General features: G+C 62.7%; 2 protein-coding genes and 1 tRNA gene. 1 reads left to right on the forward strand and 2 read right to left on the reverse strand.

The genetic code is table 11. The features are described from left to right. Nucleotides 1-708: 708 nt before the first annotated feature. Complete coding sequence (locus LQ952_RS15260; protein ID WP_238623477.1) at nt 709-2,970, forward strand: Rab family GTPase; 2,262 nt, start codon at nt 709-711, stop codon at nt 2,968-2,970. Nucleotides 2,971-3,210: 240 nt separating this feature from the next. Here the strand turns inward: LQ952_RS15260 and LQ952_RS15265 are convergent. Together LQ952_RS15265 and glgB are read right to left on the reverse strand one after the other, a co-directional pair. After that, a tRNA-Ala gene (locus LQ952_RS15265) sits at nt 3,211-3,286 on the reverse strand. Nucleotides 3,287-3,344: 58 nt separating this feature from the next. Next, a complete protein-coding gene (gene glgB, locus LQ952_RS15270) occupies nt 3,345-5,522 on the reverse strand; it encodes a 1,4-alpha-glucan branching protein GlgB (protein WP_238623478.1) in 2,178 nt (725 codons plus the stop codon). Nucleotides 5,523-5,527: the final 5 nt, after the last annotated feature.

The following is a 5,527-nucleotide window of genomic DNA, read 5'->3' on the forward strand; positions in this document are numbered from 1 at the left end:
GCAACACGTCAGGCTTGCCTTCAACCAGCCTTGCTCGGTAACGTATTGTTCGCCGGTCAAAGGCGTTCTCAAGCGCAATAGCACACCGGCCACCGGCCCGCACGGCGGCTACCGTGGCGGGCCACTTTTATGGGTTGGCCTCAAATCATGCCCGGGCACGCCCCGGTCTATCAGTCCCGGTGAATCAATCCGGACATCTCCCCACAGACCCCTTCCACACTCCGCCACCGCCCCGACTCCCTCACCGGGGGAATAATCTGCCTCAAATCAGGTGGTGATCAGCGATTAGGGGTGGGAAACAACAGGGGGAAAATGCGGAGAGTTTTCAGGCAAAAGAGAAGCGAGGTATGAAGGATCTTCCGAAAAGGGAGTGATCGGGGCGGCAGCGCCGACACGCTGAAAGCGGCATAAGTCGTGAGCAGGCAGGACAGGCACTTTCAGGATTGTGGGAGGCAGAGTGGGAAAGAAGAAAGGCCCTTCCTTAAACTGCTGATTCGGAAGGGCCTTTTTCGTTTCACTGGTGGTGGAGCCCTAAGTGGAATCCAATCGTCATCTACATCGAGGTAGGAATGTAGCGGAAATGGGCGGAACCGCCGCCACCCCACCAAGCCAACCCGTTGTTCCCTGGTTGTTCAGGTTGTGCTTGACCGCCAGTTTCGCCATGCCTATGATCCGCTCAGGAACAACAACTGAACAACGGAGTTCGGCATGGAAAAGCGTTTTGTGGCGACCCTGAGCCGGTCGCAGGGCCGCAGTGCATGGGCGGTTATCTTCCGGCATCCGGTTCGGGTCGACCCGAATACCGGCAAGCCGGGGCTGCGGGTCCGCCAGGGCCTCGGGACCCCCGACGAGGCCGAAGCCAACGATCTGAAGGATCAACTCAACCAGCTGCTGGCAGAGGAGAGCTTCTGGAGCTTGCCGGCCAGGGCTGAGGCTGAAAAGCGGTTCCACCGCCGGGTCATCGAGATCTTCTATCACGGCATGGAACCTGAGCAGAGCGACTTCGGCGCGATCCGCGAGTCGATCATTCCGCTGCCGACATCGAAGGATTCCGACTATCGGCGGGCACTACTACTCGGGACGACCGGAGCCGGCAAGACGACGCTGCTTCGGCAGTTGATCGGCACGGACCCGGAGACCGAGCGCTTTCCGTCGACATCGACGGCGAAGACCACGGTGCATGAGACCGAGGTCGTGCTTGCGCCAGGCCCGTACAAGGCTGTGGTCACCTTCTTCCCAGTCGACGAAGTCCGCGAGCATTTGAACGAGTGCATCTCCGAGGCCGTGCTGTCCGCCTACCGTGGCGACGGCGACGGTGAAGTGCTGCGCAAGCTGTTGATGCATGTGAACCAACGGTTCCGCTTCAACTACGTGCTTGGCAACGGGCCTCAGGCGGCGGGCGCCGACGACGATGAGGATGACGATGCCGCGGAGCCGACCGAGGAGGCCGCTGCCGACGGCGCGATCGATCTCGGCGCCACCAATGCGCTGCTGACGAAGACGTTGACGGCATTGCGCGCCATCGCCACCCGCCACGGCGACCAACTGAAGACCGAGCTGGGCGCCACCGACGAAAAGGATCAGCGGGTCGTCGATGAGCTGTTCGAGGAGGAGCTTGATCGCCGGCTTCGTGAAGACGACGAGTTCCACCGCATCAGCGACGAGCTCATGGACGAAATCGAGCTTCGTTTTTCGCTGCTTACGGATGGCGCGGTACGCCGCAACAAGCAGGGCTGGCCGCAATCGTGGTCGTGGGAGACGGACGACCGTGCGACCTTCATCAAGACGGTCACGCGTTTCTCCAGCAACCACTCCTCACGCTTCGGGCGCCTGCTGACGCCGCTAGTTAACGGAGTTCGCGTGTCCGGTGCCTTCCTGCCGGCGTGGAACGGCGGCCCGCAGCCCAAGCTCGTGCTTCTCGACGGTGAAGGCCTGGGCCACACGCCCAAGTCGGTGGCGGCCATCTCGACCTCGCTGACGCGGCGCATCGAGTCGACGGATGCCATCGTGCTCGTCGATAACGCTGTTCAGCCGATGCAGGCGGCGCCGGTGGCAGCCATGAAGGAAATGATCACGTCGGGCAGCGCCAGCAAGCTGCTGCTCGTGTTCACGCACTTCGACGAGGTCAAGGGCGACAACCTGCCCACCGCAGCTGCCAAGGCGCAGCACGTCTTGGCTTCCGCCGAGAACGTCCTCGCCTCTATTGGAGAGGAGCTGGGCCCGTTTGCGGAACGAGCGCTTCGCGGCCGCCTGAAGGACGCCCGCTTCTTCGTCGGCGGGATCGACGAAGACCTGGACGCTACGAAGAAGACCCACAAGCGGACCATCGAACAACTGCAGGCGCTGCTCGCGGCAATTGATGCCATCGTCGAGAAGCCCGAGCCCGTGCTCGCCAAGCCGGTGTACGACCGGATGAATCTCGTCCTGGCCGTGAAAAACGCTGCCGAGAGCTTCCACGATGCGTGGTGGCCGCGCCTGGGCCTCGACTACAAGCCTGGCGTCAGCAAGGAGCACTGGAAGCGCATCTGGGCATTGAGCCGACGACTCAGCACGCCCGGCCTCGGCGACGAGTACGACAATCTCAAGCCGGTCGCGGATCTCCGCAAGCAGCTCCAGGATCGGCTGTATGTGCTGCTGCAGAACCCACTCCGGTGGGACCCGGCCGAGCCGACCGACGACGCGCACAAGCAGCAGGTTTTTGACGGGCTGGCCAACGCGTTGTCCGCCAAGACGCTGGACCTGGCTACCCGCCGCGTTCGGGCCGAGCGGATGCCTGAATGGCAGTCCGCGTTCAACCAGTCGGGGCGCGGCTCCAGCTACGCGCGCGCTTCGATCATTGGCGAGCGCATCTACGAGCGTGCGGCGCCGATTCCTGGCGTGACCCCGTCGCCGGATCGCAATTCCTTCCTGCACGAAGTGGCGGCTGTGGTGGAGAGCGTCTGTGAAGAGGTCGGCGCCAGGCTTGCGTAGTGGACTGTTGTTTCCCGCCCCTAATCGCTGATCACCGCCCGATTCGAAGCGGATTATTTCCTCGGTGAGGGAGTCGGGGCGGGTTTTGAAAGAACTGAGAGCAGAAGAGAGTCGAGCCGGGCGACTTCAGGACGCCGTGTCGCCACGGCGTGGCACACGCAGATCGGCGCCGAACCCCGCGTGGTGTCGCGGAACCCGGAAATGAAAACGCCCAACCGATAGAGGTTGGGCGTTGAATGGTGGTGGAGCGGATGGGAATCGAACCCACGACCTCAGCAGTGCGATTGCTGCGCTCTCCCAACTGAGCTACCGCCCCATGGGGTTGAAAGTATACTCCAGGGTTCCGGCTTGTCACCAGAGGCGGTAGCGAGGCCTCAGCCGGCAATCGGTTGGAGCAGGATGCCTGCCAGCGGGGGCAGGGTCAGCACCACGGAGTAGGGTTTCCCCATCCAGGGGATGTCTTCGGCTTCCACTTCCAGGTTGCCCAGGTTGCCGCCGCCGTAGTAGTGGGAGTCGGAGTTGAAGATTTCCCGGTAGCGGCCGGGTGCCGGTACGCCGATGCGATAGCCTTCCCGAGGTATCGGGGTGAAGTTCAGGACGCTCAGGATAAACTGGTTGCCGTCCTCGGTCTTGCGCAGGTAGCTCAGGACCGACTGAGCGGCGTCGTGACAGTCGATCCAGTCAAAGCCCTGCCATTCGAAGTCGAGGCGGTGCAGCGCGGGTTGTTCCCGGTAGAGATGGTTGAGGTCGGCGACCAGGCGCTGAACACCTTCGTGGAAGGGGTACTGGAGCAGGTGCCATTCCATTTCCTGGGCGGCATCCCATTCGTTGCCCTGGCCGATCTCGCAGCCCATGAACAGCAGTTTCTTACCCGGGTAGCTCCACATGAGGGTGTAGAGCAGGCGCAGGTTGGCAAAGCGCTGCCATTCATCACCGGGCATGCGGTAGAGCAGGGAGCGTTTACCGTGGACCACTTCGTCATGGGAGAAGGGCAGCACGAAATTTTCGGTGAAGGCGTAGAGCAGGCCGAAGGTGAGCCGGTCGTGGTGGTAGTGGCGGTGGATGGGATCCTTGTTGAAGTAGTCCAGGGTGTCGTTCATCCAGCCCATGTTCCATTTCATGGCAAAGCCCAGCCCTCCCAGCCAGGTGGGGCGGGTGACCTGAGGCCAGGAGGTGGATTCCTCGGCGATGATCAGGGCACCGGGATGGCGGCCCTGGACATTACTGTTCAGTTCACGCAGGAACTCGATGGCCTCCAGGTTTTCGTTGCCGCCGAACTTGTTGGGTACCCACTCGCCCGGTTCCCGGGAGTAGTCCAGGTAGAGCATGGAGGCCACGGCGTCCACCCGCAGGCCGTCGATGTGGAATTCCTCCACCCAATACATGGCGCTGGAGACGAGGAAGTTTTTCACCTCGTTGCGGCCGTAGTTGAAGATCAGAGTGCCCCAGTCCCGGTGCTCGCCCAGGCGCGGGTCTTCATGTTCGTACAGGGCGCTGCCGTCGAAGCGGGCCAGCCCGTGGGCGTCCTTGGGAAAATGTCCCGGCGCCCAGTCCAGCAACACGCCGATGCCGTGTTCGTGACAGAGATTGACGAAATAGCGGAAGTCATCCGGTTCGCCGAAGCGGCTGGTGGGGGCGTAATAGCCGGTGGTCTGGTAGCCCCAGGAGCCATCATAGGGGTGTTCGGTGATCGGCAGCAGTTCCACGTGGGTGAAGCCCATGCGGGTGACATAGTCCACCAGTTCCCGGGCCAGTTCCCGGTAATTGAGAAACTGGCCGTCTGCGTCCCGCCGCCAGGAACCCAGGTGCACTTCGTAGACGGACATGGGACGATGCAGCCAGGCCTCGTTGCAGCGATCCGCCAGCCAGGCCTGGTCGGACCACTGGAAGCGGCTGGGGTGGCTTACCACCGCCGCAGTGCGCGGACGCAGTTCGAAGCGCTGACCGTAAGGGTCGGCCTTGAGCAGGATGGCATCGGTGTCCCGGTTGCGGATCTCATACTTGTAGAGTGCGCCGGGCGCCATGCCGGGGATGAACAGTTCCCACACCCCGCTGCCGCCGCGTACCCGCATGGGATGGCAGCGGCCATCCCAGCGGTTGAAGTCGCCCACCACGGACACCCGTTCCGCGGCGGGTGCCCAGACCGCGAACCGGACGCCCTGAATGCCGTCTACTTCATGAAGATGGGCGCCCAGGAATCGGTAGGCGTGCCAGTGGCGCCCTTCGTTGAACAGGTGGATGTCGAAGTCCGGCACCTGGGGGGCGAAACAGTAGGGGTCGTAGGCAATCTGCTCGTGGTCATGACCATCACTCCATCGTATGCGATAGTGTGAGGGCAGGGCGTCGCGGGGGCCGCGCCACTCGAACAGCCCCTGTTTGCCGACGGGCTTCATGGGGGCGTCGAGTTCCACGATGCCGGCTTCACGGGCGAAGGGCAGCAAGGCACGCACCACGCACTGGCCCGCTTCCATGTGACGGCCCAGAAAGGCAAAAGGGTCGTGATGCCGTGAGTCAAGGATACGCTTGAGGTGTTCGTTGTACGATGTAGGCATGGGAC

The organism is Ectothiorhodospira lacustris, from assembly GCF_022227785.1.
Classification (GTDB): domain Bacteria; phylum Pseudomonadota; class Gammaproteobacteria; order Ectothiorhodospirales; family Ectothiorhodospiraceae; genus Ectothiorhodospira; species Ectothiorhodospira lacustris.